The 22,923-nt window shown below is 69.1% G+C and carries 14 protein-coding genes; all 14 read left to right on the forward strand.

Translation table 11 applies throughout. The features are described from left to right. Positions 1–68 precede the first annotated feature (68 nt). The 14 genes from DX03_RS10345 to DX03_RS10410 all read left to right on the forward strand — a co-directional run bounded on the left by DX03_RS10345 (position 69) and on the right by DX03_RS10410 (position 22,923). Complete coding sequence (locus DX03_RS10345; protein ID WP_038688489.1) at positions 69–2,213, forward strand: putative bifunctional diguanylate cyclase/phosphodiesterase; 2,145 nt, start codon at positions 69–71, stop codon at positions 2,211–2,213. A gap of 69 nt (positions 2,214–2,282) precedes the next feature. Continuing rightward, complete coding sequence (locus DX03_RS10350) at positions 2,283–4,115, forward strand: AAA family ATPase (RefSeq protein ID WP_051598827.1); 1,833 nt, start codon at positions 2,283–2,285, stop codon at positions 4,113–4,115. Continuing rightward, entirely contained in the window at positions 4,112–4,771 is a 660-nt protein-coding gene (locus DX03_RS10355) for a 4Fe-4S cluster-binding domain-containing protein (RefSeq protein ID WP_038688493.1), read from the forward strand. The genes DX03_RS10350 and DX03_RS10355 overlap by 4 nt, the downstream gene beginning before the upstream one ends. 4 nt (positions 4,772–4,775) lie before the next feature. Then, positions 4,776–11,078, forward strand: a complete 6,303-nt coding sequence (locus DX03_RS10360) for an AAA domain-containing protein (protein WP_038688495.1) — start codon at positions 4,776–4,778, stop codon at positions 11,076–11,078. Further along, entirely contained in the window at positions 11,075–12,436 is a 1,362-nt protein-coding gene (locus tag DX03_RS10365) for a hypothetical protein (RefSeq protein WP_038688497.1), read from the forward strand. Before DX03_RS10360 ends, DX03_RS10365 begins: the two co-directional genes overlap by 4 nt. A gap of 55 nt (positions 12,437–12,491) precedes the next feature. Beyond that, positions 12,492–13,622, forward strand: coding sequence for a flagellar biosynthesis protein FlhB (gene flhB / locus DX03_RS10370; RefSeq protein WP_038688499.1), 1,131 nt, complete (start codon positions 12,492–12,494; stop codon positions 13,620–13,622). Next, complete coding sequence (gene flhA / locus DX03_RS10375; RefSeq protein ID WP_038688501.1) at positions 13,619–15,727, forward strand: flagellar biosynthesis protein FlhA; 2,109 nt, start codon at positions 13,619–13,621, stop codon at positions 15,725–15,727. The genes flhB and flhA overlap by 4 nt, the downstream gene beginning before the upstream one ends. Before the next feature lie 154 nt (positions 15,728–15,881). Next, positions 15,882–17,624, forward strand: coding sequence for a flagellar biosynthesis GTPase FlhF (flhF, locus tag DX03_RS10380; RefSeq protein WP_038692233.1), 1,743 nt, complete (start codon positions 15,882–15,884; stop codon positions 17,622–17,624). Continuing rightward, positions 17,611–18,498: a MinD/ParA family ATP-binding protein gene (locus DX03_RS10385; protein WP_038688502.1), complete on the forward strand. Its 888-nt coding sequence runs from the start codon at positions 17,611–17,613 to the stop codon at positions 18,496–18,498. Before flhF ends, DX03_RS10385 begins: the two co-directional genes overlap by 14 nt. Continuing rightward, entirely contained in the window at positions 18,495–19,241 is a 747-nt protein-coding gene (locus tag DX03_RS10390) for an RNA polymerase sigma factor FliA (protein WP_038688503.1), read from the forward strand. Before DX03_RS10385 ends, DX03_RS10390 begins: the two co-directional genes overlap by 4 nt. A gap of 16 nt (positions 19,242–19,257) precedes the next feature. After that, entirely contained in the window at positions 19,258–19,650 is a 393-nt protein-coding gene (gene cheY / locus DX03_RS10395; RefSeq protein ID WP_038688505.1) for a chemotaxis response regulator CheY, read from the forward strand. Beyond that, the gene (locus tag DX03_RS10400; protein WP_038688507.1) at positions 19,650–20,264 is read left to right on the forward strand and encodes a protein phosphatase CheZ; all 615 of its coding nucleotides are present in this window, start codon (positions 19,650–19,652) and stop codon (positions 20,262–20,264) included. The genes cheY and DX03_RS10400 overlap by 1 nt, the downstream gene beginning before the upstream one ends. A 4-nt stretch (positions 20,265–20,268) precedes the next feature. Continuing rightward, positions 20,269–22,068, forward strand: a complete 1,800-nt coding sequence (locus DX03_RS10405; protein ID WP_038688509.1) for a chemotaxis protein CheA — start codon at positions 20,269–20,271, stop codon at positions 22,066–22,068. Positions 22,069–22,182: 114 nt separating this feature from the next. Further along, complete coding sequence (locus tag DX03_RS10410) at positions 22,183–22,923, forward strand: flagellar motor protein (protein ID WP_038688511.1); 741 nt, start codon at positions 22,183–22,185, stop codon at positions 22,921–22,923.

Here is a 22,923-nt window from a genome sequence, read left to right on the forward strand (position 1 = left end):
CGGGGAAAGGCACGTGCGGCCTGCATGCCCAACGCCATTGCAGATGCGCGGACCAAGGAGAGTCATCGATGCTCGACGGCAGCTACACACCGTGGTTGGTCGTGGTTTCGCTGCTGGTCGCCATGCTCGCGTCGTTCACCGCGCTGGACATGGCAAATCGGATCACCACCGCGCCCAGCGCGCGGTTGAGCACCTTGTGGCTGTTCGGCGGTGGCTGCGCGATGGGGCTGGGCATCTGGTCGATGCACTTCATCGGCATGCTCGCCTTCCGCCTGCCCATTCCACTGGGCTACGACCTGGGCTGGACCGCGGTGTCGCTGCTGGCCGCGATGGCCTCCTCGATCTTCGCTTTGTGGCTGGTGTCGCGCCCCACCCTGCCGCACTCGCGACTGGCGCTGGGCGCCCTGCTGATGGGCAGCGGCATCGCCTCGATGCACTACCTGGGCATGGCGGCGATGCGCATGCAGCCCGGCATCGATTACCACCCCGGCTGGGTCACCGCGTCGCTGCTGATCGCACTGGCGGCCTCGTGGACCGCGCTGTTCGTTGCCTTCCGGCTGCGCCACAGCCAGCGCCGCATGCGCCACCGGCTGATGCCGGCCGTGCTGCTGGGCAGCGCCATCGTCGGCATGCACTACACCGGCATGGCCGCCGCACGCTTCCCGGCCGACAGCATCTGCGGCGCGGCCGCCGGCGATGGCCTGCAGGCGCAGTGGCTGGCCGCACTGGTGCTGGTGCTCACCACGGCGATCCTGGCCGTGGTGCTGATCGTGTCCTGGCTGGACCAGCGCATGCAGGCGCAGCTGCTGCGGCTGCGCAACGACACGCTGCGCAGTTCGCTGGACGTCGCCCAGGCCGAACTCACCCAGGCCGCCCTGCATGATCCCCTGACCCGCCTGCCGAACCGGCTGCTGCTGCAACAACGCATCGAGCAGGCCCTGGCCGAGGCCGAGCAGCGCGGCAGCCGCTTCGCGGTGATGTTCATGGACCTGGACGGGTTCAAGCAGGTCAACGACGCCTACGGCCACCAGACCGGCGACGCGCTGCTGGTGGCCGTGGCCGAGCGCACCCGCCAGCTACTGCGCCCTTCGGACGTGCTGGCACGGCTGGGCGGCGACGAATTCGTGCTGGTGGTGCGGATCGACAACGACGAAGACATCGCCACGCTGGCCAGCCGCATCCTGCAGGCGGTCGGCGGCGGCCCGCTGCTGCCCGACCACGAACTGCAGGTCACCGCCAGCATCGGCATCGCGATCTGCCCGGACCACGCCGCCAGCGAGCGCCAGTTGATGGGCTTTGCCGACGCGGCGATGTACCAGGCCAAGGAAGCCGGCCGCAACGCCTACGCGGTGTTCTCCGACTGGATGAACGACAGCGCCGAGCAACAATTCCAGCTGCTGGCCGACCTGCGCCGGGCGATCGGCACCGACCAGCTGTTCCTGCACTACCAGCCCAAGATCCGGGTGGCCGGCCAGGGGGTCAGTGGCGCCGAGGCCTTGATCCGCTGGCGCCACCCGCAGCAGGGCCTGATTCCACCGGACCGGTTCATCCGGCTGGCCGAGCGCAGCGGCGTCATCAACGAGATCGGGCGCTGGGCGCTGGGCGAGGCCTGCCGCCAGCTGCGCCAGTGGCAGGACGCCGGTCACGAAAGCTGGACGGTGTCGGTGAACCTGTCGCCGATCCAGTTCAGCTCGCCGCACCTGCTGCAGGAGGTGCGCGACGCGCTTCGTACCCATCGGCTGGAGCCGCGGCGGCTGGTGCTGGAGATCACCGAAAGCACCGTCATGCGCGACACCGAGGCCAGCCTCACCCTGTTGCAGGGCATGGCCAGCCTGGGCGTGGGCATTTCCATCGACGACTTCGGCACCGGCTATTCGAGCCTGTTGTATCTCAAGCGCCTGCCCGCCACCGAGATCAAGATCGACCACGCCTTCGTGCGCGACCTGGAGACCAGCTCGGAAGACGTGGTGATTGTGTCGGCGATCGTCGCGCTGGGCCACGCGCTGGACATGGACATCGTGGCCGAAGGCGTGGAAACCACCGGCCAGCGTGCGTACCTGGAGCGGCTGGGCTGCGACTACCTGCAGGGCTACCTGCTGGGGCGCCCGGTGGACCCGGAACGCTTCATGCAGCTGCACGACCACCCGCGCCCACGGGTGGAGATGGCCGCCGGATGGAAGGCGCAGGCACGGCCGGGCGCGGCGGCGGGCTAGCGGCACGCGCTGGAAATTGACGGCTGCGCGCAATACCCTGCCCATATCATGGGAACAACAGGCAGCAGGATGTCAGGGAAGAATGTGTTTGAAGGTCCGCGCTGGCAGCGCGATCTTGTTCGTTTCCTTCCCTTGAAGAGCCAGTTCGTGCTCTCCGGGAACATCCGCGACCTGCAGGCAGCCGAAGTGGCGCCGGGCACGGTAACCGCGCAGAGCTTCAACCAGACCCTGTGCAACACCCTGCTCGATCAAGGCTACGCGCAGGTGCTGGGCTGGGACCCGTTGGCCGGTTTCCGCGCCCTGGAACGCCCCGGCACCGATCCCGCCAGCGGCATCGCCCTGCTGCAATCGCTGGGACTGACCCCAGTGGACGGGGCCGCGCCTGCCGGTATCGACCTGCTCAGTGCCACGCTCCAACGGTTGGTCGTCCGCCAGGGCGAGCCGGTGGCATTGATCATCGATTTCGCCTCGCGCCTGGCAGTGCGCAGCGATGCCCTCAGCGCGGCCGAACACCAGCTGTTCACCCAGGCCCTGGTGCTCTCCCACCAGGCACGCAGCCGACCGGGCGGCGTGCAGCGCAAGCCGTTCTTCAACACGGTGCTCTGGGTGGTGGAGAAGGAAGGTGACCTGCCCGACTGGCTGCTGGTCGGCAACCCGCGCATCCGCCACGTTCCGGTGGCCAAGCCGGACCAGCTCACCCGGCGCGCACTGGCCCCGGCCCTGCTCAAGGGACTGGCCGGTGCCCAGGACGCCAGCGCCGAGGCTACCGCGCAGGCGGTGGACGCCTTCGTGCAGAGCACCGAGGGGCTGCTGTTGCTGGACCTCAGTGCCATCGCCCAGCTGGCCCGGGTCGAAGGCGTGGCGGTGGACCAGATCGGCGACGCCGTGCGCCGCTACAAGGTCGGCGTCACCGAAGACCCGTGGCTGCGCATCGACCGGCAGCGCATCCGCCTGGGCGATGCGTTCGTCCACCAGCGGGTCAAGGGCCAGCACCATGCGGTGACCCACATGCTGGACATCGTCAAGCGCGCCATGACCGGCGTGGGTGCAAGCCGCAAGGGCAACCGGCCGCGCGGCGTGGCATTCCTGGCCGGCCCGACCGGCGTGGGCAAGACCGAGCTGGCCAAAACCGTCACCAGCCTGCTGTTCGGCGACGAAAGCGCCTACATCCGGTTCGACATGTCCGAGTTCAGCGCCGAGCATGCCGACCAGCGGCTGATCGGCGCCCCGCCCGGCTACGTCGGCTACGACGTGGGCGGCGAACTGACCAACGCCATCCGCGAGAAACCGTTCAGCGTGGTCCTGTTCGATGAGATCGAGAAGGCCCATCCGCGCATCCTCGACAAGTTCCTGCAGATCCTCGACGACGGCGTGCTCACGTCCGGGCGTGGCGACCGCGTGTATTTCTCCGAAGCGCTGATCGTGTTCACCTCCAACCTGGGCATCTACCGCCAGGGCGAGCATGGCGAGCGCGTAGCGAACGTGTTGCCCGGCGAGCCCTTCGAGCAGGTGCAGAGCAAGGTGCACGACGAAATCGACCGGCACTTCAAGCTGGTCCTGAACCGGCCGGAGATCCTCAACCGGATCGGCGAGAACATCATCGTGTTCGATTTCATCCGCGAGGAGGTCGCCGTGCAGATCTTCGACCAGATGGTCGACGCAACCCTGGCCGACCTGCAGGCCCAGCAGTTGCACGTGACCCTGGCCGCGTCGGCCCGCGATGCGTTGCGGTCGCTCTGCCTGAAGGACCTGTCCAACGGCGGGCGCGGCATCCGCAACCAGCTCGAGGCGCACCTGCTCAACCCGCTGGCGCGTGCCCTGTTCGACCAGGACGCGCAGCCCGGCCAGCAGTTCACCATCGTTGCGGTGGACGCCAACGTCCTCGACCTGGCGCGCGGTTGAACCGTCCACTGCAGTTGTCACGCGTGCATTTCCCGGTGACCACGCTGGGGCCGGGGCAGCGCCTGGGCATCTGGTTCCAGGGCTGCAGCATCCGCTGCAGCGGCTGCATTTCGGCCGACACCTGGGGGCCGGGGCGCACGGTCGTCGACGTGGCCACGCTGCTCGAGCAGGTGGCGCCGTGGCTGCACCAAGCCGACGGCATCACGATTTCCGGCGGCGAGCCGTTCGACCAGTTCGATGCGCTGCTGCAGATGCTGGTGGGGCTGCGCCAACGCACCGCCGCGGACATCCTGGTGTACAGCGGGCACCCGCTGGAAACGCTGCAGCCCATGCTCGACCAGGCGCGCGACCTGATCGACGCGGTGATCAGCGACCCCTACCTTGAACATGCAGCCCAGTCGCTGGCGCTGCGTGGCAGCGACAACCAACGCCTCACCCTGCTCACCGCGCTCGGTCGGTCGCGCCTGGCCGGCCTGGCGCGCACCAGCACGCCGGCCGACAAGGCACTTGACCTGATGTTCGACGCCACCGGCACCGTCTGGATGGCCGGCATCCCCCGCCGCGGCGACCTGCTGCGCCTGCGCGAGCTGCTGCGCGCGCAGGGCCACCAGGTGCAGACCAGCGCACACACTTCATCGCGTCGTCCAGCCGAGTAAGTCCATGATTCGTTTTTGCCCCAATTGCCACACCGAACGCGCGTTGGCCGAGATGTTCTGCGAAGGCCTTGTTGACGCGCACGCGTGCGGCTGGGATCTGGCCGGCGAGCCGATCCACCCCGCTGGCTGGCGGCCGCAGAGTGTGGTCACCCAGGCAGCGGTGCAGGCCTCGACGGTCGGCGCCGCCGCAGCGGACGTGGTCTGCGACAACGGCCACCCGATGACGCCCGGCGACCTGATGTGCCTGCACTGTGGCGCCAGCGCAGCGGACGCGACGGCGGCGGCAGAGCTGCCGCCCCCGGCCGCCGACAGCAGCGAAACGGTCATCGATGGCTGGCGCCTGCTGCGCCAGATCAGCAGCACCGACGGCGTGCGTGACCGCTACCAGGCCGAACACACCGCCACGGCGGTGCAGGCCGTGCTCACCCTGTACCGCCCCGGTGCCGAACCCGACCCGGCCATCTACGATGTGATCCGCCGCCTGCCCCGCGCGCACGTGCCGGAGATCATCGCCACCGGGCGCTGGGATGACCGGGCCTTTGAAGTCGTGGAAATGCTCACCGGTGGCACCCTGGCCGAGCTGGGCAGCGTGATCGGCGACCGCGATGCGGTCCGCCATATCGTCAGCGAACTGGGGCAGGCGCTGCATGCGTTCAACGAAGCCGGGCTGCGCCACCGCGACCTGCGCCCGGCCAGCCTGCTGGTACGGGCCCGCACGCCGCTGGATCTGGTGATCAGCGGGTTCGGTTCGGCGCGGTTGTCCGAGTTCGACCTGGACATCGTCTCGCCCCTGGAGATCAGCCGCTACATGGCGCCCGAGGCGATCGCCGGTGGCGTGGCGGCGGCGTCGGACTGGTGGAGCCTGGGCATGATCCTCCTCGAACAGCTCACCGACGGCGCCTGCTTCGACGGCATCCATCCCAACGCGTTCCTGATCCACGTGCTGGCCAATGGTGTTCCGATCCCGGATACGCTGGACCCGGAGCTGGCGCTGCTGCTGCGTGGGCTGCTGGCCCGCGACCGCCACCAGCGCTGGCAATGGCCGCAGGTGGCCGACTGGCTGGCCGGCATTGCCGTACCAGCGCCGCCGGCGGCGCAACACGCGCAGGATGAGGGCGACGGCGCAAGCCTGCCGCTGGGCACGCGCCGCTACCATCGCCCCGCGGTGTTCGCGCTGGCCGCCGCCCAGGCCGACGGCTGGGACCAGGCCCTGGACCATCTGCTGCGCGGGGGGATCGTCACCTGGGCCGAGCAGGTCGGCCTGCCCGCCACCCGCATCGCCGGGCTGCGCCAGATCGCGCGCCACGAAGGCATCGAGGACGATTTCCGGCTGATGCTGGCGTTGAAGGTGCTCAACCCGGAAATGCCGTTGATCCATCGTGGCGACATCGTCACGCCAGGCTGGTTGCTTGAGCACCCGCTGGAGGGCTACCGGCTGGTCAGCGGGTCGGTGCCGGACCTGCTGGAACACCTGCAGACCGACAACTGGCTGTGCAGGCTCAAGCGGCGCGAGGAAAGCGTGCGCCAGCGCGCGCTTCACCAGCACATCGCCCTGGTCGAAGAATCCCTGCGCGTCTACCTGCTGTCCACCTCGCGGGCCAAGCTGGCCTCGCAATGGCAGGAACGCCAGCGCCTGCTACCTGACACCGCGCATCCCGGGCTGCTGTCGCTGGCCGAGCGCAGGGTGGTGGCCGAAGAAGACCTGATCGTGTTGCTGAGCGCGGAGATCGGCCAGTTCCGCAGCGCCGAGGCCATCCTCGCCGAGGCCGCCACGCTGGCCGCCAGCGCCGGTCTCGAGGCCTTCGACAACGACGCAGCCGCGGCCCTGCTGCTGCACCCGCGTACCGAGCTGTATCGCAGCGTGGACGCGCGCATCCTGGGCTTCGCCCGTTCCGGCCTGCCCGTGGTGGATGGCTGGGCCGAACAGTTCCGGCTGGAGCGGCGCATGCCGCTGGCGCGCGCCCTGGTGGTGCTGGCCGTGCCCGCCAGCCGCTGGCTGCAGCCCCAGAAGCAGCAGTACGTCTCGCAGATCCTGGACTTCTTCGAAAAGAAGGTCGTCACCGCGGTGATGCGCGGGCCGCTGGTGCGCATGAGCATCGGCAAGACCACCGCACGCGTGGACATGCACGAAGTAGACAGCACCCGGCGCCCCGCCGCCGCACTGCTCGATCACCTGTTGCAGCGCAACGCGCGCGCCGTCCAGCTGGACCCCGAATCGTTCCAGCGCACCCCGCAGCTGGAGCCCCGCCTGATGGCGCTGGCACGGCAGAGCGCGCTGTACAAGCGCGACACCGGCATCGACGGGCTGTATCTGGGCTTTCCGTTCCTGCTCAGCCGCGATCCGCGCGGCACGTCGCGCACCCGGATCATTCCGCTGCTGCTGTGGCCGGTCACGCTGCTGCTGGAACCGGGCACGCGCGGCCAGGTCGGGCTGGCCTTCGATGGCGAACGCGAGGAAGTGCGGCTCAACCCTGCCCTTGAAAGCGTGCTGGGCACCGAAACCTGCAAGCGCTGGCGCAGCACCGCCGACGAACTGCTGGGGCGCTCGGCGATCCGGGCCGCCGATGTGATGGATGCCTTCGGGATGCTGGCCACGATCCGCTCGCGCAGCCTGGTGGGCCTGCCCCCCAGCAGCGTGGAGGTGGCCCCTTACCAAGACGAACTGGACTGCGCCGCGGTGCTTTTCCATGTCACGTTCATGGGCCAGGCCATCGGCGAAGACCTGCGCCAGCTCAAGGTTCTGTCACCGTCCGGCACCGGTCTTGAAACCGCGTTGCGGCTGGCGCCGCCGACCGACGCCGACAGCCCCCCGCCGCCTGCCGCGCCAGAGCTGCAGCGCTACTTCACCGTGGCCAGCGATCCCTCGCAGGAAGCGGCGGTGCTGCAGGCACGGCAGGGGCCGGGCCTGTTGATCGAAGGCCCACCCGGCACTGGCAAGAGCCAGACCATCGTGAACATGGTGGCCGACGCGATCGGCCGGCAACGCAGCCTGCTGATCGTCTGCCAGAAGCACGCTGCATTGGAAGTGGTGCACAAGCGCCTGGTCGCCGAAGGGCTGGGCCAGCGCGTGGTGATGCTCAACGACGTCAACCGCGACCGCGAACCGGTCATCCGCAGCATCCGCGAGCAGCTCGACGCCCTGTTCACCGCCGGCGCCACGCAATCGGCCTGGCAGCAGCAGCGCCAGCAGGTGGCCGCGCGGATCGAGGCGCTGGAAGGCGAACTGGACCGCCACCAGCACAGCCTGCACCAGATCGACGACGCCACCGGGCTGAGCTACCGGCGCCTGCTCGGCGAACTGATCGCGCTGGACACCGGCACGCCCCCGCTGGTTCTGCCGGCCCTGCGCCAACGGCTGCTGGCACTGGACCTGCCCACCCTGGTGCAGCGCGAGGAAGCGTGTGCGCCGTTGATCCGGTTGTGGCTGCCGGCGCGTTACGAAGGCAGCCCGCTGGTGCAGTTGCGTCCCTTCGCGGCCGACGCGGACACCCTCGCCGCGTTCGTTGCCGCCCTGCAGGCCTTCACTGCGGCCGAACAGCACCGGCAGGCGATCCTGCTGGCACACCCGGCCAGCTTCGAGCTGGACGATCCCGCTCCGCACCAGGCGTGGAAGTCGGCGCACGTGGCGACCCTGCTCGGCCTGGACGACGCACAACGGATCCGGCTGGCGCGCTGGCTGCCGCTGTTCCGCACCGCACGCGCGGGCCAGCCAAGCCAGGGCGACATCGCGCTGGACCGGCTGCACCAGATCGAGCACGCCGTGGCGGCGCTCGACCTCGACGCCTTCTCCAGCACGCTGTCGCCGGCCCTCACCGGCGTCGACGAGCGCACGCTGGCGCAGCTGCAGCGCGACGCCGCGCGCGTCCTGGGCGCACGCGGCCTGCTGGCCCGCCTCAACCCGCTGCACCTGCTGCGCCGGCGACGGGTGAACCGTGTCCTGCAGGAGCAGTCCCACGCGACGGGCGAAGCCGGCGCCGCAGCACTGCTGGCCGCCGCGACGCTGGAAGCACGCTTGCGCCCGCTGCGCAGCGAACTGGCCGGCCTGCACCAGCAGCTGGCGCTGGACCCGGTTGGCCAACAGACCGGCATGGCGCTGGGCCCGATGGCACGCGCCAGCGGGCGCCAACTGCTGGACGTACAGGCACTGGCCCAGGCGCTGGCACAGTCGCCACGTCCCCAGCAGGCCGATGACGCTGCCCTGGCGGGCGACCGCGCGCACCTGGAGGCACTGCTGCAGGACCTGGATGCCTCGCTGGCGCGGCATGCCGCCCGCCATGCCAGCGCGCAGCAGCTCGGCTTGCTGGCCGACTGGCTGGAGCAGACGCTGACCGACGCATTGGCCGCGGCCATCGCCCACAACCAGAGCAATGCCCAGGTGCTGCAGCACCTGCAGGATGCCCTGCCCCATCTGGCCGCCTACCAGGCCTTCCGCGGGCGCGCCGGGCAGCTGTCGGCCGCAGACCTGGACCTGCTGGCACTGCTGCGCCAGCTGCAACCGCAGCTGGATGCCCTTCCCAGCGACGCGCTGGAGCCGGCCGTGCGCCGCCTGCTGCATCGCGAAGCACGGCTGGGCTGGAAGCACCGCATGGAGCAGGCGATCCCGGCGCTGCAGTTCGGCCAGGATGAAACCCAGGCCAAGGTCGCCAGCCTGGCCGCTGCCGACCAGCAGATGCGCCGGCTCAACCGTCAGATGCTGGGCACCCACATCGACCTGCAGCAGTTGGGCAACCGCAAGCAGTGGGAAGACGTAACCCGGCTGACCGGGCGCCGTTCGCGCCGCCTGCGCGAGTTCATCGAGCTGGGCAGCGAACTGGGCCTGATGCACCTGCGCCCGATCTGGCTGATGAACCCGGACGTGGCCAGCCGCGTGCTGCCACTGCAGGCAGGGCTGTTCGACACGGTGATCTACGACGAAGCCTCGCAGATGCCGGTCGAGTTCGCCCTGCCCACGCTGTTCCGTGGCCGGGTCACGGTCGTCAGCGGGGATGAGAAGCAGATGCCGCCCACTGCCTTCTTCTCCAGCCGGGTGGAAAGCGATGAAGCCGAGGTCTTCGATGGCGACGAGCCCGATGCCGAGGTCGATGCCGAGCAGCGCGACGCCTTCGAGGAAACCTGGAACCGGCGCGAGATCAAGGATTGCCCGGACCTGCTGCAGCTGGCCCGCAATGCCCTGCCCAGCACCACGCTGCAGATCCACTACCGCTCGGCATACCGCGAACTGATCGGCTTCTCCAACGCAGCCTTCTACGGCAACCGGCTCAACGTGCCGGTGCGCCATCCGCGCAGCAGCATCGCGCGGATCAAGCCACTGGAACTGATCCAGGTCGACGGTGTGTACCAGCACCAGAGCAACCCTGCCGAAGCGGCACGGGTGGTGGAGTACCTCGCCCAGTTGTGGCAGCACCCCTATGCCGCCCGCCCCTCGGTGGGCGTGGTCACCTTCAACCGCAAGCAGGCCGAGCTGATCGAAGAGCACCTGGAGCAGCGCGCCGGGCAGGATGCCGCCTTCCGTGCCGCGTTCGCCGAGGAACGCGAGCGCAGCGAAGACGGCGAGGACATGGCGGTCTTCGTCAAGAACGTGGAAAACGTGCAGGGTGACGAGCGCGACATCATCGTGTTCTCCTCCACCTTCGGCCGCAACGCGCAGGGCACCTTCCGGCGCAACTTCGGCGTACTCGGCCAGACCGGCGGCGAGCGCCGCCTCAACGTGGCCGTCACCCGCGCCCGGCAACGGGTGGTGATGATCACCTCGATGCCGATCGCCGACATCTCCGACCTGTTCAACACCCAGCGCGCCCCGGCCAGCCCGCGTGACTACCTGCAGGGGTACCTGGAGTACGCCCGCGCCCTGTGTGCCGGCGAGTTCGACGGCAGCGCGCGGCTGCTGGATCGCCTGCAGACCGATCGCAGCGTGGCCAACCGCACCCACGCGGCGCCCGCCGACGGCTTCACGCAGATCGTTGGCGCCTACCTGCAGTCGCTGGGATGGGACGCCGCGGCCGCCAGTGAAGGTGACGCATTCGGGCTGGACTTCGCCATCGAACATCCCGACACCGGCAACTTCGCCATCGGCATCGAGTGCGACGCGCCCAGCCACCCGCTGCTGGCGCATGCCCGCGCCCGTGAAATCTGGCGGCCCTCGGTCCTGCGCCGCGCCATCGGCGGCATCCACCGGGTGTCCTCGCATGCCTGGTACCACGACGGCGAGGCCGAACGGGCACGGCTGCGGCTGGCCATCGACGCGGCCATGGCCCCCGCCCCGGTGCCGCCCCCGCCTGTCCCCGCACAACCGGAAACCCTGCCATGAGTGGTCCCAAAGTCGTCCGCATCGTGACTGCCGAAGAACTGCTGGCCCTGCGTGAAGCGATGCTGCACCGGCTGGACCAGGCGGTGGCGCGCTGGCAGGCCCAGTGTGAGCGCGTGGGCGAGAGCGACGCATCGGCGGTGGCCGCGGTAATGGCACGCCGCCAGGCGCTGCAGGCGCTGTTGGCGGACAGCGACAACACGCGGTATGCGCTGCTGATCGAGGCCGAAACGGCCTTCCTGCAGGCCGACACCCGCGACCGCGAGGCGCGCGCCATCGACCGCGCTGCCGCAGGCCGCCAGCAGCAGCGGCGGCTGCGCGACAACGCCGCCGCCGTGCTCAACACCCTGCAGGACCGATCCGTTGATGCAGACGCCGGCCTGCTGCAGTCGCTGCAGGCACTGGCCGACGGTCACCCCGGTACTGACGCGGAGGCGGTGCTGGCCCGTGCCTTCGCGCTCCTGTCGCCGCCGGACGCGCAGGCAACGCTGAGTGATGACCAGCGCGCGTTGGCCGCCGCATTGCAGACCGCCACGCCCACCCCCACGCTGGCCGACTGGGCCGCCCGGCAGCCCGCCGACCCCGAGCGCGAGGCGCGCCTGCTGCGCGTGGACCGCCATATCGCCGAACTGCAGTTGCTGCAGGGCGCGGCAGTCGCTGCACCCTACCTGGAGGCGCTGCACAAGGCCGAGCAGGAAACCGCCCCGCAACGGCGCAACCTTCTGCTGGACAGCCTGGTACTGGACCTGGCCGCCGCCTCGGCCGCGTTCGCCCAGCGCCGCACGCAGCTGGAACAGCTGCAGGATGTGGCCAGCAGGCTGGCTGCCGTGGACCCTACCGAGCATGCGCCGTTGCTGACCCGGGTGGCCGCCTGCAGTACCGACACCGCGCTGCCGCTGCTGACCGAGCTCACCCTGCAGTGCGACACCGCCCTTGCCAGCCACCAGCAGGCGCTGGCGGCAGTTTCCCGGCGCCAGGCCGTGCTCGACGGGCTGGCCAGCCTCGGCTACGAGGTGCGCGAAGGCATGGCCACCGCATGGCAGGACACTGGCGCGGTCGTTCTAAAGAAAGCTGCCACCCCTGGCTATGGCGTTGAGGTGGGCGGCCGTGCAGACGGCGGGCGCCTGCAGGTCCGGGCCGTGGCCCTGGCGACCGACCGCGACCGCGCTCGCGACCGCGACATCGAAACCCTGTGGTGCGGTGAGTTCGGCCGGCTGCAGGCGCTGCTGCACGGGCAAGGTACCGCGCTGGTGATCGAACGGGCCCTGGGCGTGGGTGAGGTGCCCTTGAAGGAGACCATCGCCACCGCGACGCAGTCCGACCAGGTGCAGGTCTCGCGCGCACGCAGCGGCCCGGCCTGACGTCACGGAACGGTTCTTGCACGACCCCGGGTAATCCCCCCGTGTCGTGCAGCCCATGTCCGAGAACGAACAAGCCGGCGAAAAGACCGAGCAACCTACCGAAAAACGCCTGCGCGATGCCCGCGAGCAGGGCAACATCCCGCGCTCGCGGGAGTTGGCCACCGCCGCGGTATTCGGTGCCGGCGTGCTGGCGCTGATGGCCTATTCGGGCAGCATCAGCAGCAGTGCCAAGGCTTGGATGAAGACGGCGCTGAGCCCGGAACCGGGCCTGCGCATGCACCCGCAGGCCCTGTTCGGCCACTTCGGCGAGCTGCTGCTGCAGCTGCTGTGGGCGATGTGGCCGTTGGTGCTGATCTGCCTGCTGGCCAGCTTCCTCGGCCCGGTGGTGATGGGCGGGCTGCGCTGGTCGAACAAGTCGCTGATGCCCGATTTCAAGCGGCTCAGCCCGATGGCCGGCATGAAGCGCCTGTACGGCCCGGAGGCAATCGCCGAGTTCACCAAGTCGCTGTTGCGCATCGCCTTCGTCGGCACCGCCGCCGGGCTGGTGGTCTGGCACGGCGTGCGGCCGCTGCGCGACCTGCTCAACCAGCCGCTGGAAACGGCCATGGTGCACGGCCTGGGCTTCACCCTGAAGCTGATGCTGGCCACCGGCGGGGCGATGATGCTGCTGGCCGCCTTCGATGCGCCCTACCAGCGCTGGAACTGGATGCGCAAGCTGAAGATGACCCGCGAAGAGCTGCGCCGGGAAATGAAGGAAAGCGAAGGCAGCCCGGAAGTGAAGGGCCGCATCCGCCAGCTGCAGCAGCAGCTGTCCAACCGCCGGATGATGGAAGCGGTGCCCACCGCCGACGTGGTGGTGGTCAACCCCACCCACTACGCGGTGGCCCTGAAATACGAGGGCGGCAAGATGGGCGCCCCCACCGTGGTGGCCCTGGGCGTGGATGAAACCGCCCTGCGCATCCGTGAAGTGGCCGACGGCAACAAGGTCGCCATCGTCTCTGCCCCGCCTTTGGCACGCGCCTTGTATCGGGAAGGTCAACTTGGAAAGGAAATTCCCGTGAGACTGTATTCGGCCGTAGCCCAGGTCCTGTCCTACGTTTACCAGCTGCGCACCTGGCGCGGCGGTCCGATGCCGGCCGCCCCGAGCATCAACGTGGATGAATTCGGCACGGGAGGCCGCGCATGAGCGCCCAGCCCGTCGGTGCCGGCATGAACGCCCGCAAGGTCCTGGACATGATCCGGAACGGCCTGGGCGCGCCGTTGATCGTGCTGGCACTGCTGGCCATGGTGGTGATGCCCCTGGCCGCGCCGGTGCTGGATGCCCTGTTCACCTTCAACATCGCCATCTCGCTGATGGTGCTGCTGGCGGTGGTGTACGTGAAGCGTCCGCTGGACTTCACCATCTTCCCGATCGTGCTGCTGATCACCACCATGCTGCGGTTGGCGCTGAACGTGGCCTCCACCCGCGTGATCCTGCTCAACGGCCAGAACGGCCACGAGGCGGCGGGCAAGGTGATCGCCGCGTTCGGTGAGTTCGTGATCGGCGGCAACTACGCGGTCGGCATCGTGGTCTTCGCCATCCTGACCATCATCAACTTCGTGGTGATCACCAAGGGTGCCGGGCGCGTGTCCGAAGTGACCGCCCGCTTCATCCTGGACGCGATGCCCGGCAAGCAGATGGCCATCGATGCCGACCTCAACGCCGGTTTGCTGACGCGCGAGGAGGCCAAGGCCCGCCGCGAGGAAGTGCGTGAGGAAGCCGACTTCTACGGCGCGATGGACGGTGCCAGCAAGTTCATCCGCGGCGACGCGATCGCCGGCATCCTGATCCTGTTCATCAACCTGCTCGGCGGCCTGGCCGTCGGCGTGCTCCAGCACGGCATGCCGTTCGGCGACGCCGCCGCCACCTACACCCTGCTGTCCATCGGTGACGGCCTGGTGGCCCAGCTGCCGGCACTGCTGGTGTCCTCGGCGGTGGCCATGCTGGTCACCCGCGCCTCGCGCTCGCAGGACATGGCCCAGGCCATGATGGGCCAGGTGTTCGGCCAGTACCGCGCGCTCACCATCGCCGCGGCCATCATGGGCGTGGTCGGGCTGGTGCCGGGCATGCCCAACGTCGCCTTCTTGACGCTGGCCGCCATCCTCGGCTTCGTGGCCTGGAAGGCCTGGAAGAAGAGCACGGCCGCCGCGCGTGCCGCCGAGACGCCGGCCGCCAGCCGCGGCGAGACGCTCGGCCTGCCCGGTGCCACGCCCTCGCCCACCGCCGAACTGACCTGGGACGAACTGCGCCCGGTCGACCCGTTGGGCCTGGAAGTCGGCTACCGGCTGATCCCGCTGGTGGACAAGAACCAGGGCGGCGAACTGATGGCGCGGATCAAGGGGGTGCGGCGCAAGCTCACCCACGACATCGGCTTCCTGATTCCGTCGGTGCACATCCGTGACAACCTGGAACTGCCGGCCACCGCCTACCGCCTGCTGATCCACGGCGTGCCGGTGGCCACCGCCGAAATCCACCCCGACCGCGAACTGGCCCTGGACCCGGGCAGCGCGCTCGGTGCGCTGGAGGGCATCGCCGGCAAGGACCCCGCGTTCGGCCTGGATGCCACCTGGATCCAGCCGCACCAGCGTGCCCACGCCGAAACCATGGGCTACACCGTGGTCGACCCGGCCACCGTGGTAGCCACCCACCTGTCGCACCTGATCCGCGAACACGCGCCCGAACTGCTCGGCCACGAGGAAGTGCAGCAGCTGCTGGCCAACCTGGCCAAGAGCGCGCCCAAGCTGGTCGAAGACCTCACCCCGAAGTCGCTGCCGTTGTCGGCGGTGGTGCGGGTGCTGCAGAACCTGCTGATCGAACGCATTCCGATCCGCCAGCTGCGCAAGATCGTCGAGTCGCTGGTGGAGAACGCGCCCATCAGCCAGGACCCGGCCACGCTGACCGCTGCGGTGCGCAACGCACTGGGCCGTTTCATCGTGCAGGAGATCGCCGGCATGTCGGCCGAGCTGCCGGTGTTCACCCTCAACCCGCAATTGGAACGTGTCTTGCAGGAGTCCACACAGGGCAACGGCGCCGCACTGGAACCCGGACTCGCTGAGCGACTGCACCAAAGCCTGGCCGAATGTGTCAGCAAGCAGGAAGCGAAGAATGAGCCGGCGGTCGTGCTGGTACCCGGCCCGGTGCGTGCCGCGCTGGCACGGCTGGTGCGCCACAGCGTCCCCTCGCTGTCGGTGCTGGCCTACAGCGAGGTACCCGAGGACAAACGACTGAAGCTGGTCGGCACGATCAGCTGACGTCGGAACCCCGACGGACATGTGCCAGAAAACAGACACACCCCCATTTCGATATCAACGCAGCAGGACATAAAGGGAAACCCGGACCGTGCAGACCACCGACAACCAGCGCTTCCCTTCCACCACCCCGCCGCCCCAGTCCCGGTACCACAGCATGAAAATCAAACGCTTCGTCGCTCCCGATATGCGCTCGGCCATGAACCTGGTGCGCAAGGAACATGGTCCTGATGCGGTGATCCTGTCGAACCGGCGGATCGAGGAAGGCGTCGAGATCGTGGCCGCGGCGAATTACGACGAAGGTGCGGTGCAGCGTGCGCTTGAAGCAGCGCGCAAGGACGTGGCCCCGGCCCCGGCGCCGCGACCGCGCAATGCCGCCGATGCGGTGATCGCCGCGGTGACCCGTCGCAAGCCGACCGTGGTTGCCGCCGAACCGGTGGCCGCCACCACCTCTGCGGTGGCCGCGCTGGCCCGTGCCGCGGTGGGTGCCACCGGCCGTACCCTGGACACCGCCAACGAGATCGTGCCGCCGCCGGGCAGCAGCGGTTTCGCAGCCACCCTGGCCCGCGCCGCCACCGCCCCGGCGGCCGGCATGAGCGCGCTGCCGGAACAGATCTTCGCCCCGTTCAACGTCGAGCAGGCCGCCGCCGCGTCGCCGGCACCGGCCCAGGCCGAGCCGGCTGCCGCCGAACCGGCCGTCGCCACCGTCGCCCCGCCGATCAACCGCGCCCGCTTCATCATCGACCCGCCGCTGGACGACGAACCGCACTTCCAGATGCATATGCCGGCTGCCGCAGTGGCGATGCCGCCGCTGCCGGTCAGCGTCACCGTGCCGCCGGCCCTGCCGGTCGCCGAGGCCGTCGCCGCCGCCGTGCCGCAGGCGCTGGTCGCCGTCGCCGAAGCCCGCGTCGAAAACCCGGCACCGGTGGCCGTCACGGAACCGGCGCAGGCCCAGCCGCAGCCCGCCGCCGAACTGGTGGTCGTGCAGCGCGATGACGAAGAGATCCGCCAGCTGCGCCATGAAGTGGCCGGCATGCGCCACGTCATCGAGCGCGAAATGCACCGCTTCACCGACGAGCGCCTGCGCGGATCGCCGGTACGCGCCGCCGCGCTGGACCTGATGGACGAATACGGCTTCGACGCCGGCATCAGCCGCGACGTGGCCATGCAGATCCCGCTGGACACCGAAGCCCACCGTGGCCGCGGGCTGATGCTGGGCCTGCTGTCGCGCAAGCTGCCGATCGCCCCGGTTGACCCGCTGGAGTCCGGCGGCGTGATCGCCCTGGTCGGCCCGACCGGTGCCGGCAAGACCACCACCATCGCCAAGCTGGCCTCGCGCTTCGCCGAGAAGCATGCCGCCCGCGACGTGGCCCTGGTCACCACCGATACCGGCCGCATCGGCGCCCGCGAGCAGCTGTACGGCTTCGGCCGCCAGCTCGGCATCGCGGTGCACGAAGCCAACAGCGGCAGCGACCTGAACCAGCTCCTTGAGCGCCTGCAGGACTACAAGCTGGTGCTGATCGACACCGCCGGGCTGGGCCCGCGCGACCGTGCCCTTGCCGCCCAGCTGCAGTGGCTGCGCGCCGCCGAGCAGATCCGCACCCTGCTGGTGCTGCCGGCCAACACCAGTTTCGGCGACATGGACGAGGTGGTCCGCCGCTTCAGTGCCGCCAACCCGCAGGGCGTGGTGCTGAGCAAGCTGGACGAAACCGGCCGCTTCGGCACCGCCCTGTCGGTGGCCGTGGACCACCGCCTGCCGATCACCTGGGTCACCGATGGCCAGGACGTTCCCGAAGACCTGCACCGGGCCAGTGCCGCCAATCTTGTACTTCGCCTTGAAGATTTGCGCCGCGCGGCCGATATGCCCTGCAACCCGGAGTTGAACCATGCCGTCGCGTGAGTACGCCAAGCTGACCAAGACCTTCCCGTTGTCTGCCACCCGCAGCCAGCCGCTGGGCCCTGTGCGCACCATCGCCGTCACCGGCGGCAAGGGCGGCGTGGGCAAAACCAACGTGTCGGCCAACCTGGCCGTGGCGCTCGCCGACATGGGCAAGCGCACGCTGCTGCTGGACGCCGACCTGGGCCTGGCCAACATCGATGTGATCCTGGGCCTGCAGCCCAAGCTGACCCTGGCCGACCTGGTCGCCGGGCGCTGCACCCTGGATGAAGTGATCATGGAAGGCCCCGGTGGCGTGCTGGTGGTCCCGGCCGCATCGGGTCGCCGGCACATGGCCGAACTGCAGCCGGCCGAGCACGTGGGCCTGGTCAACGTGTTCTCCGAACTGGAGCGCGAGCTGGACTTCATGGTGGTGGACACCGCTGCCGGCATCACCGACGGCGTGCTGACCTTCTGCCAGGCCGCCCAGGACACCGTGGTGGTGGTCTGCGACGAGCCGGCCTCGATCACCGACGCCTACGCCCTGATCAAGGTGCTCTCACGGGAACGCGGCGTGGACCGCATCCAGGTGGTGGCCAACATGGTGCGCGACCCCAACGAAGGCCGCGTGCTGTACGAAAAGCTGACCCGGGTCTGCGAGAAGTTCCTGGCCGATGTGTCGCTGAACTACCTCGGCTGCGTGCCGCAGGATGACTGGCTGCGCCTGTCGGTGCAGCGCCAGCAGCCGGTGGTCAAGGCCTACCCGTCCAGCCCGGCCGCCCAGGCGATCACCGAGATCGCCCGCCGCACCGCCCGCTGGCAGGCCCCGACCGAGCCGCGTGGTGGGGTCGAATTCTTCCTGGAACGCATCCTCAAGCAACGCGGGGTGACCGCATGAAAGGCGCCGCACAATACAAAGAGGTGCAACGCACCGCCGCCAACGAATGCATTGCCCAGCATTCGGACCTGGTGCGCCGCATCGCCCACCACCTGGCCGCGCGCCTGCCGGCCAGCGTGGAAGTGGATGACCTGATCCAGGCCGGCATGATGGGCCTGATCGAAGCCTCGCGCAGCTACGACGCCGACCAGGGCGCCTCGTTCGAAACCTATGCCTCGATCCGCATCCGCGGCTCGATGATCGACGAGATCCGCCGGGGCGACTGGGTACCGCGTTCGGTGCACCGCCGCGCCCGCGACGCCGCGTCCACCATCCGCCGCCTGGAGCAGAGCACCGGCCGTGCCGCCAGCGCCACCGAAGTGGCCGCCGCCATGGACATGCCGCTGCCGGACTACCTGCGCCTGATGGAAGACGCCGCACGCGGCCAGGTGCTGAGCCTGGAATCGCGGATCGAGGACCAGGGCGAGCTGGACACCGTCGCCCAGGGTGGCCCGACCCCGCAGCAGGTGCTGGAGCGTGGCGAATTCGGCCGCGAACTGGGCAATGCGATCGGCCTGCTGCCCGAACGCGAACAGCTGGTGCTGTCGCTGTATTACGAGCAGGAACTGAACCTGAAAGAGATCGGCGCCGTGCTGGGCGTCAGCGAGTCACGCGTGTGCCAGATCCACGGCCAGGCCGTGCTGCGCCTGCGGGGCCGATTGAAGATCTTCGAGGCGGCCGACGCCGGCCTCGCGAACACTTGATACCGAGGAAAGTGCTTTGAACAAGAACATGCGTATCCTGATCGTCGACGATTTCTCGACCATGCGTCGTATCGTCAAGAACCTGCTGGGCGATCTGGGCTTCACCAATACGGCCGAAGCCGAGGACGGGCATGCCGCGCTGTCGCTGCTGCAGAGCCAGCCGTTCGATTTCGTGGTCACCGACTGGAACATGCCGGTGATGACCGGCATCGACCTGCTCAAGGCGATCCGCGCCGACGCCAAGCTGAAGACCCTGCCGGTGCTGATGGTGACCGCCGAAGCCAAGCGCGAACAGATCATCGAAGCGGCCCAGTGCGGCGTCAACGGCTACATCATCAAGCCGTTCACCGCGCAGACCCTGGAAGAAAAGCTCGGCAAGATCTTCGAACGCCTGGCAGCGAGCGCCTGATGGAAACCCTTCGCGACAAATCCGCGCTGGTCCAGCGCCTGCAGGACGCCCTGGCTGCGCTGGAAAGCGGCGATGAAGCCGGCTGGCGCCGGGAAATCGACGCGCTGGCTGCCTTGCGTACCCAGCCGATGATGGCCGGCCTGAACCGGCTCGCCCGCGAACTTGGCCAGGCCCTGGGCGAACTGCCCAGCCTGCCCAGCGAAGCCGGCGAGCTGGACGATGCCTGCGCGCGCCTGGACCACGTGGTGACGATGACCGAACAGGCCACCCACCGCACCCTGGACCTGGCCGAGGAATGCCGGGCGCTGACCGAACAGCTGCGTGCCAACGGCCTCACCGCCGACCAGGACCAGCAGCTGGACCGGATCCGCCACAACCTCACCGAGATCGCCCTTACCCAGAGCTACCAGGACCTCACCGGGCAGATCATCCGCCGCGTGGTGGGGATCGTGCGTCGCGTGCATGAAGGGTTTGGCGCACTCGGCCTGCCGCCGCAGGACGACACCGCGCACAAGCGTGACAACGGCCTGGCCGGCCCGGCCGTGAGTGGCCTGGACCGTCACCAGGTTTCACAGGTGGATGCTGACGACCTGCTTTCGGATTTGGGGCTGTAACACCATGAGCGCTGTTCCAGACGATATTGCCGCCGATTTCATCCTCGAGGCCCAGGAAATCCTGGACCGCCTTGGCGAACAGCTGGTGTCGCTGGAGCAGTCGCCCCAGGACAGTGACCAGCTCAATGCGGTGTTCCGTGGCTTCCACACGCTCAAGGGCGGTGCCGGCTTCCTCGGCATCCAGGCCATGGTCGAGTTGTGCCATGCCGCCGAGGAAACCCTGGGCATGGCCCGCTCCGGCAAGGCCACCCTGCAGGCCCACCACTTCGACGCCGCCCAGCAATCGCTGGATTACCTGCAGTCGATGCTGGATTCGGTCTCGGCCGGTACCGAGCCGGGCTACGCGCCGCCGGAGCTGATCGCACAGTTCGACGTCAACGGCCCGGCCACCCCGGCCGCTGCCGCAGCGCCGGCCACCGGCGAACTGATCAGCGAAGACGAGTTCGAAGCACTGCTCGACACCCTGCACGGCGGCGCTGCCCCGGCAGCGGTGGCCAGGAAGGCCGACGACGGCCTGATCGGCGAAGACGAATTTGAAGCCCTGCTCGACCAGCTGCACGGCGGCGCCGTGCCCGGCGCCAAGCCCGCAGTCGCGGCCGCCCCGCCGCCGCGCGCACCAGCCGCACCGCCGGCCAAGCCGGCCGCCAACAAGCCGGTGGCCGAGGCCGAGCACACCGTGCGCGTGGACACCAAGCGCCTGGACGCCATCGTCAACCTGATCGGCGAACTGGTGCTGTCACGCAACCGCCTCAAGACCCTGCGTGCGCGCCTGCACGACGAAGAACTCGATCGCGCCGTCTCCACCCTGGACATCGCCACCGCGCGCCTGCAGTCGGCGGTGATGCGCACCCGCATGCAGCCGGTGGGCAAGGTGTTCTCGCGCTTCCCCAAGGTGGCGCGCGACGTGGCGCGCAACCTGAAGAAGGAAGTGGAACTGGAGCTGGTCGGCGCTGAAACCGAGCTCGACCGCAACCTGGTCGAGGCCCTGGCCGACCCGCTGGTGCACCTGGTGCGCAACGCCATCGACCACGGCGTGGAAACCCCCGACCTGCGTGAAGCCCAGGGCAAGCCGCGCAGCGGCCACGTGCGGCTGTCGGCGCAGCAGGAAGGCGACTACGTCAGCATTGAAGTGCAGGACGACGGCGCCGGCATCGATCCCGAACGGCTGCGCCAGAAGGCGCGCGAAAAGGGCCTGATCGATCCGGAAGCGGCGGCCCGCCTGACCAGCGAGGAATGCCTGCACCTGGTGTTCCTGCCGGGCTTCTCGACCAAGCAGGAAGTCACCGACATTTCCGGCCGTGGCGTCGGCATGGACGTGGTGCAGTCGCGCATCCGCGAGCTCAGCGGCCAGATCCAGATCCAGTCCGAGCTGGGCCGTGGCAGCCGCTTCATGATCCGCGTCCCGCTCACCTTGGCGATCCTGCCCACCCTGCTGGTGCAGGCCGGCGAAGACGTCTATGCCCTGCCCCTGGCCCGCGTGATGGAAGTGCTGCACGCACCGAATACCTCGCTGGGCTGGTTCGACGGCCGCGCCGTGCTCGACCGCAAGTCGCACACGCTGCCGCTGGTGGACCTGCGCCATTGGCTGGCCGTCGCACCGGCCGCCTCGTCGCTGCTCACCATCGTGGTGCTGCAGGCCGGCGAAGCCCGCTTCGGGCTGGTGGTGGACCAGGTGCGGGGCCGCGAGGAAGTGGTGATCAAACCGCTGCCCAAGGCACTGCGCGGCCTGCGCGGCTACGCCGGTGCCACCCTGATCGGCGACGGCCGCATGTCGCTGATCCTGGACGTGGACGGCCTCCGCTGACGCCGGTAGAGCCGACCGTTGGTCGGCTGCTTTAACCCGCCAAAACTGTGACCGCCGCCCCACCGGATTCCTTCGGCATCTCAAGTCCCATTCACATACGCCGATAACGGACCCATGGACAGACTCAGCCTCATCGGACTTTTCCTCGCCCTGGCCTCACTGGTCGGCGGCAGCATCCTCAAGGGAGCCGGCCTGGCATCACTGTGGTCGCCGGCCGCCTTCGTGATCGTGATCGTCGGCACCATCGCCTCCATCCTGCTGCACACCTCGCCGGCGGTGTTCAAGCACGCCTTCAAGATTGTGCGCTGGGTCATCCTGCCGCCGAGCAGCGACCGCCACGAGCTGATCAAGCAGATCGTGGAATGGAGCAACATCGCCCGCCGCCAGGGCCTGCTCGGCCTGGAAGCCCAGGTGGACGCACAGAATGACCCGTTCCTGCGCAAGGGCCTGCAGCTTCTGGTGGACGGCGTGGAGCCGGAAACCATCCGCCACATGATGGAAATCGAACTGAGCAGCCAGGAGCACCAGGACCTTGCCGCGTCCAAGGTGTTCGAGGGCATGGGCATCTACGCCCCCACCCTGGGCATCATCGGCGCGGTGCTGGGCCTGATCGCGGTGATGAAGAACCTGGCCGACCCGAGCAAGCTCGGCCACGGCATCGCCGCGGCATTCACCGCCACCATCTACGGCATCGCCTCGGCCAACCTGCTGTTCCTGCCGGTGTCGGCCAAGCTGAAGAGCGTGATCCACCACAACAGCCGCGACCGCGAAATGATCATCGAAGGCCTGATCTCGATCGCGCAGGGCGAAAACCCGCGCAACATCGAAACCAACCTCTCCGGGTTCCTGCACTGA

Source organism: Stenotrophomonas rhizophila (genome assembly GCF_000661955.1).
Classification (GTDB): Bacteria; Pseudomonadota; Gammaproteobacteria; order Xanthomonadales; family Xanthomonadaceae; genus Stenotrophomonas; species Stenotrophomonas rhizophila.

Bases quoted from the DNA above. Each gene is read 5' to 3' on its own strand.
- DX03_RS10345 (WP_038688489.1), top strand. From the start codon at position 69: ATGCTCGACGGCAGCTACACACCGTGGTTGGTCGTGGTTTCGCTGCTG.
- DX03_RS10350 (WP_051598827.1), top strand. From the start codon at position 2,283: ATGTCAGGGAAGAATGTGTTTGAAGGTCCGCGCTGGCAGCGCGATCTT.
- DX03_RS10360 (WP_038688495.1), top strand. From the start codon at position 4,776: ATGATTCGTTTTTGCCCCAATTGCCACACCGAACGCGCGTTGGCCGAG.
- DX03_RS10365 (WP_038688497.1), top strand. From the start codon at position 11,075: ATGAGTGGTCCCAAAGTCGTCCGCATCGTGACTGCCGAAGAACTGCTG.
- flhB (WP_038688499.1), top strand. From the start codon at position 12,492: ATGTCCGAGAACGAACAAGCCGGCGAAAAGACCGAGCAACCTACCGAA.
- flhA (WP_038688501.1), top strand. From the start codon at position 13,619: ATGAGCGCCCAGCCCGTCGGTGCCGGCATGAACGCCCGCAAGGTCCTG.
- flhF (WP_038692233.1), top strand. From the start codon at position 15,882: ATGAAAATCAAACGCTTCGTCGCTCCCGATATGCGCTCGGCCATGAAC.
- DX03_RS10385 (WP_038688502.1), top strand. From the start codon at position 17,611: ATGCCGTCGCGTGAGTACGCCAAGCTGACCAAGACCTTCCCGTTGTCT.
- DX03_RS10390 (WP_038688503.1), top strand. From the start codon at position 18,495: ATGAAAGGCGCCGCACAATACAAAGAGGTGCAACGCACCGCCGCCAAC.
- DX03_RS10400 (WP_038688507.1), top strand. From the start codon at position 19,650: ATGGAAACCCTTCGCGACAAATCCGCGCTGGTCCAGCGCCTGCAGGAC.
- DX03_RS10405 (WP_038688509.1), top strand. From the start codon at position 20,269: ATGAGCGCTGTTCCAGACGATATTGCCGCCGATTTCATCCTCGAGGCC.
- DX03_RS10410 (WP_038688511.1), top strand. From the start codon at position 22,183: ATGGACAGACTCAGCCTCATCGGACTTTTCCTCGCCCTGGCCTCACTG.